Consider the following 6,000-nt stretch of genomic DNA (forward strand, 5'->3'; position numbering starts at 1 on the left):
ACATGCGGGGCAACAGCGGTCTTGGCCGCAACACGGCGCGCATGCGCCATGCCCGACCTCCCCCCCGGGAGGGCATCCTTCCAGCGAGTGACGCGCGCGCTGCGGCCTTGGGTCTGAGAAGCGACCGAAGCACCCGGCAGCACGGCCCTCCCGAGGTCGGGCATGGCGCATGCGCGCCTCCCGATGCGCTTGGACACCTCGAAGCGCCCCCCCGATACGCAGCCGATGACCATGCACGTTTCGGCTGTGGACATGGTTGACGGTCGAGAAAGCGACGCTGCGCGAAAACCGGATCGGGAAAGCCTCATGCCGCCGCCCCCCGCACAAGCCAGTCGTCGTTGTAGACGTTCACATGCCCCGGGTCGAAGCGGACGCGGGTCATGTCGCTGCCCACGGGTTCGTCCTCTGCGGCGATGATGTTGATGTCGTGGCCGAAGAACTCGGCGCGGATGATCTTGTGGCGGCCCACGTCCTCGACACGGCGGACCTTGACCGGCAGCCCTTCGGAGGCCGACAGCCGCGCGAACTCGGGCCGGACGCCGATCTCGACCTTGCCGGACAGCGGCCCGTATCCGGCGGCCAGCGGCAGTTCCGTCCCGTCGATATAGGCGCGGTTGCCCTCGACCCTGGCGGGGATGACGTTCATGCCCGGCGAGCCGATGAAATAGCCCACGAAGGTATGCTCGGGCCGTTCGAACAGCTCTTCGGGGGTGCCGATCTGGACGACGCGGCCGTCGTACATCACCACCACCTTGTCGGCGAAGGTCAGCGCCTCTGTCTGGTCGTGGGTCACGTAGATCATCGTGTGGCCGAAATCGTGGTGCAGCTTCTTCAGCTGGGTGCGCAGCTCCCACTTCATGTGCGGGTCGATCACCGTCAGCGGCTCGTCGAAGAGCAGCGCGTTCACGTCCTTGCGGACCATGCCGCGGCCCAGGCTGATCTTCTGCTTGGCATCCGCCGTCAGCCCGCGGGCCTTGCGGTCAAGCCAGTCCTCCATGCCGATCATGCGCGCGATTTCCTGCACGCGCTCGGCGACATAGGTCTCGTCGCGGCCCCGGTTGCGCAGCGGGAAGGCGAGGTTGTCGCGCACGGTCATGGTGTCGTAGACCACCGGGAACTGGAAGACCTGCGCGATATTGCGTTCCGCCGTCGCGGCATGGGTCACGTCCTGGCCGTCAAACAGGATGCGCCCCTGCGAGGGCATCAGCAGCCCCGAAATGATGTTCAGAAGCGTGGACTTGCCGCAGCCCGAGGCGCCCAGCAGCGCGTAGGCGGCGCCGTCCTCCCAGTCGTGGTTCAGCTCCTTCAGCGCATAATCGTCCTCGGATGCGGGGGCCTTGAGGTAGCTGTGGGCGAGGTTGTCCAGCGTGATCCGTGCCATGTCGTCCCCCTCAGGCTGCCAGCGCGTAAGAGGCCGGGGCGACCAGCGCGCCCTCCTCGGAAAAGATGTAGACGTGGCGCGGGTCCAGGTAGACCTTCAGGGCCTCGCCCGCGCCAAGCTCGTGCACGCCATGCACCAGCCCGACCCAGCGCTCGCCGTGGTGGTCGAGGTGCACGAAGGTCTCGGACCCGGTCAGTTCCGTCACCGTCAGGGTGCAGGTGAACTCTACCGCCTCGGGGGAATGCCGCCCGATTTCCAGATGGTTGGGCCGGAAGCCCGCCGTGTAGCGCCCGTCGGGCAGGTCGGCCAGCGGGCCGGTTGCGGCGGCGGTGGCGCCCTTGCCGAACATCAGCTTGCCGCCGGTCTTGGAGACCTGCAGGAAGTTCATCGGCGGATCGCTGAAGACCCGCGCGGTCGTGGCATCGACCGGCTTGCGGTAGACATCCGGCGTGGGGCCGAACTGGGTCACGCGCCCCTCCCAGAGCGTCGCGGTGTTGCCGCCCAGAAGCAGCGCCTCTTCGGGTTCGGTGGTGGCATAGACGAAGATGCTGCCCGAGGCCTCGAAGATGCGCGGGATCTCGGCCCGCAGCTCTTCGCGCAGCTTGTAATCGAGGTTCGCCAGCGGTTCGTCCAGCAGCACCAGCCCGGCGTTCTTGACCAGCGCGCGGGCCAGCGCGCAGCGCTGCTGCTGGCCGCCGGACAGTTCCAGCGGCTTGCGGGTCAGCATCGGCGTCAGCTGCATCATCTCGGCGGTCTCGCGCACGCGGCGGTCGATCTCGGCCTTGTCGACCCCCATCAGCTTCATTGGAGAGGCGATGTTGTCGTAGACGCTCATCGAGGGGTAGTTGATGAACTGCTGGTAGACCATGGCGACCTTGCGATCCTGCACGCGCTGGCCGGTCACGTCCTCGCCCTGCCAGAAGACCTTGCCGGTGGCGGGCTGATCCAGACCGGCCATCAGCCGCATCAGGGATGTCTTGCCCGACAGCGTCGGCCCCAGCAGCACGTTCATCGTGCCCTTTTCCAGCGTCAGGTCGGTGGGGTGGATGTGGGTCTGGCCCTCCACCTCTTTCGACACGCCTTTCAGTTCCAGCGTCACGCCGTGCTCCTCCTTATTCCGCCGCGCGGGCGCGGGACGGGCGGTCTGCCATCCACGCGTCCAGAGCGGCGATCTGGTCCGCGTCCATGCGCAGCCCCAGCTTGTTGCGGCGCCACACCACGTCCTCGGCGGTGCGCGCGAATTCCTTGTCCATCAGCCAGCGGACCTCTGCCTCTGTCAGGGTCGCGCCGAAGTCGCGCCCCATGTCCTCGGCGCAGCGGGCCTGACCCGGGACCTGCGCGGCCTCTGTTCCGTAGGCGCGGCACAGGCGGCGCGCGTGGAAGGGCGTCAGGAAGGGGAAGCGGGCGGTCAGGTCGTCCACCAGCGCCTCGAACCCTTCGACGGGGAAATCCCCGCCGGGCAGCGGTACGCCCGCCGTCCATGGGCCGATGACGCCCGGAAGCTCTGCGCCGATCTTCTCCAGCGCGCTTTCGGCGAGGCGGCGGTAGGTGGTGATCTTGCCGCCGAAGACGTTCAGCAGCGGCGCGCCGCCCGCCTTGTCGACCTTCAGCGTGTAGTCCCGCGTCGCCGCCGTGGCGCTGGAGGCGCCGTCGTCATACAGCGGCCGCACACCCGAGTAGGTCCAGACGATATCCGCGTCCGACAGCCTCTGGCGGAAGTAGGTATTCGCGAAATCCAGCAGGTACTGGCGTTCCGCGGGCGTGCATTCCGGCGTCTGCGCGGGGTCGGCGTGTTCCGCGTCGGTGGTGCCGATCAGGGTGAAGTCGGTCTCGTAGGGGATCGCGAAGATGATCCGCCCGTCGGTGCCCTGAAAGAAATAGCATTTGTCGTGGTCGTAGAGCCGCCGGGTCACGATATGCGAGCCGCGCACCAGCCGCACGCCTTCGCGGGTGTTCACCCGGACCTTGGACTGAAGGATGTCGCCGACCCAGGGCCCGCCCGCGTTCACCAGCATCCGGGCGCTGTGTGTCTGGCGGGCGCCGGTCTCGCGGTCCTCGGTCTCGATCCGCCAAAGCTCTCCGGCGCGCTCTGCCGACAGGACCGCCGTGCGGGTCAGGATCTTGGCGCCGTGGGCCTCGGCGTCGCGGGCGTTCAGCACGACAAGCCGCGAATCCTCGACCCAGCAGTCGGAATATTCATAAGCCTTTTCAAAGTGATCCTGAAGCGGCGCGCCCTCGGCAGCGGTTCTCAGATCAAGGCGCGCGGTGCCCGGCAGGATCTGCCGTCCGCCCAGCGTGTCGTAAAGGAAGAGGCCCAGCCGGATCAGCCAGGCCGGGCGGCGGCCCTTCATCCACGGCATGAACAGGCCCAGAAGCCGCGAGGTCGGCGTTTCGCTGTCGAAGCGCATGTCGCGGTGGTAGGGCAGCACGAAGCGCATCGGCCAGGAGATATGCGGCATGGCGCGCAGAAGCGTCTCGCGTTCGATCAGCGCCTCGCGGACGAGGCGGAACTCGAAATATTCGAGGTAGCGCAGCCCGCCGTGAAACAGCTTTGTCGAGGCAGAGGAGGTGGCCGAGGCGAGGTCGTTCATCTCGGCCAGCGTGACGGTCAGCCCGCGCCCCGCCGCATCGCGCGCGATGCCGCAGCCGTTGATGCCGCCCCCGATCACGAACAGGTCGGTTGTTTTCGGTCGATCCTGATCCACGACGATCCTCCCGATGCTGAAACTGGCGGCAGACGCGCATTTTCGCAACAAGAATTTTTCGTTTTCGTTCCTTTTTGCGGGTCGCTTGTTTTTGCGGGGAAAATTTCTCCCGTCATGGATGCGTATGCAGCAAAAGTGGCGCCGCATGGCAGCAATTTGCGAATCGCGCTTGCACCTGCGCCAGCATCTTCGCATGATCCGCGCAAAACCGAACATTTTCGAAAGCCGGGCATGTCGCAGACCTTTCGCCATCCGGAAATCCTCGAGATCGCGCGGCGTGACGGCAGGGTCACGGTCGAAGGGCTGGCCGCGCATTTCGGCGTGACCCATCAGACCATCCGCCGCGACCTGACCGATCTGGCCGAGGCCGGGCGGCTGGACCGGGTCCATGGCGGCGCGGTGCTGCCCTCGGGCACGATGAACATCGGCTACGAAGAGCGCCGCGCCCTGAACCCCGGCGCCAAGGCGGCCATTGCGCAGGCCTGCGCCGCGCGCATTCCCAACGACATCTCGCTTTTCCTGAACATCGGCACCAGCACAGAGGCGGTCGCCCGCGAGCTTCTGCACCACGACGGGCTGATGGTGGTGACCAACAATATCAACGTGGCCACGATCCTTGCGGCCAATGCCTCTTGCGAGGTGGTGGTGACCGGCGGCCACCTGCGCCGCGCCGATGGCGGGTTGATCGGCAGCCTTGCCACCGACACGATCCGCAAGTTCAAGTTCGACCTCGCGGTGATCGGATGCTCGGCGCTGGACCGCGACGGCGATCTTCTGGATTTCGACATACAGGAGGTCGGCGTCAGCCAGTCGATCCTGCAGCAGTCCCGGCGGACCTTCCTTGTCGCCGACCATTCCAAGTTCAAGCGCAGCGCCCCGGCGCGGATCTGTTCGCTGGGCGAGGTCGATGTCTTCTTTACCGACCGCTCGCCGGGGGCGGGCCTTGCCGCCGCCTGCCGCGACTGGGGCACAGAGGTCTCGGTCACCCCGGGGTGACGGTTTCGTGGCAGGGCCGGTGCGGCCTGAAGGCGGCGCGGTTCGGGGCGCCAGCCCGCCCCGGTAGGGTGGCGGGCTTCTGTGACGGTGCGCCGGTCCCCGCGATGCGCCGACCGGTCTTCCGCGCGATGGCGCCGCGCGTCGTCCCGGCCTGGCCGGCATCGGAGCGGGGAAACTTTTTTGCCATGCGGGTCCGGGCCTTTCGGGTCGAAACGGCAGGTCGCTGACCTTGGTGTCCCCAACGGGTTCGGTTTTCTGTCCGATGCGCTGCAAAATCATGCATTGCCTTGTATTCTGTCCCAGAGGTGACACCGCCCCGGGTGGCAGGCGTCCAAGATGCCTGCTGGCATCTCCGGTTTTTTGTGGGCATTCTTTCTGAAAGCCGAGAAACATGCCGATCCTCTGCTCATGTTCAACTGCACAAATTACAGGAGGCGGCGCCCATGTCCGATGATCTCCGCGAGAATGAAAGAACCGTCCCGGTTGCGCCGCCCTCGGATGGCGCGCTGCGCTTCATCGGCCGGATTCGCACACCCTGGCACGACCGGGCGGACTGCCCCCGGCAGGGCCGCATCGACGGGCCGGAATGCAGGATCGAGCTTGATCCGCTCTGGCTGGACGCGCTCGAGGGGCTGGAGGCCTATGACAGCATCGAGGTGCTGTACTGGCTGGACCAAAGCCGCCGCGACCTGACGCGGCAAAGCCCGCGCAGTGACGGCAGCACCGTGGGCACCTTTGCCCTGCGCTCGCCCGCGCGGCCCAACCCGATCGGCACGTCGATGGTGCGGCTGCTGCGGATCGAGGGGCCCGTGCTGCATGTGCAGGGACTCGATTGCGTCGACGGCACGCCGTTGCTCGACCTCAAGCCGGACCGCTGCGCCTTTACCCCGAAGGCGCCCCCGCAGCCCGGCGACAGCC

Annotated in this window: 5 protein-coding genes; 2 read left to right on the plus strand and 3 right to left on the minus strand. The window is 66.9% G+C overall.

Going from position 1 to position 6,000, the window contains the following annotated elements; all coding sequences use genetic code 11:
- Positions 1-304 precede the first annotated feature (304 nt).
- The 3 genes from ACN5KJ_RS07035 to glpD are packed head-to-tail and all read right to left on the minus strand — an operon-like array spanning position 305 to position 4,086.
- A complete protein-coding gene (locus ACN5KJ_RS07035; protein WP_418592913.1) occupies positions 305-1,381 on the minus strand; it encodes an ABC transporter ATP-binding protein in 1,077 nt (358 codons plus the stop codon).
- A 10-nt stretch (positions 1,382-1,391) separates the two neighbouring features.
- Positions 1,392-2,480, minus strand: coding sequence for an ABC transporter ATP-binding protein (locus ACN5KJ_RS07040; RefSeq protein WP_418592915.1), 1,089 nt, complete (start codon positions 2,478-2,480; stop codon positions 1,392-1,394).
- Between the two features lie 13 nt (positions 2,481-2,493).
- On the minus strand, positions 2,494-4,086 hold the full coding sequence (gene glpD, locus ACN5KJ_RS07045) for a glycerol-3-phosphate dehydrogenase (protein WP_418592916.1): 1,593 nt from the start codon (positions 4,084-4,086) through the stop codon (positions 2,494-2,496).
- A gap of 231 nt (positions 4,087-4,317) precedes the next feature.
- Here glpD and ACN5KJ_RS07050 point away from each other — a divergent pair, with 231 nt between their 5' ends.
- Entirely contained in the window at positions 4,318-5,082 is a 765-nt protein-coding gene (locus ACN5KJ_RS07050) for a DeoR family transcriptional regulator (protein WP_206563038.1), read from the plus strand.
- A gap of 443 nt (positions 5,083-5,525) precedes the next feature.
- The coding region (gene tsaA / locus ACN5KJ_RS07055) for a tRNA (N6-threonylcarbamoyladenosine(37)-N6)-methyltransferase TrmO (RefSeq protein WP_418592918.1) at positions 5,526-6,000 on the plus strand (475 nt) is incomplete at its 3' end.

This window comes from Ponticoccus sp. (in: a-proteobacteria), from assembly GCF_048381735.1.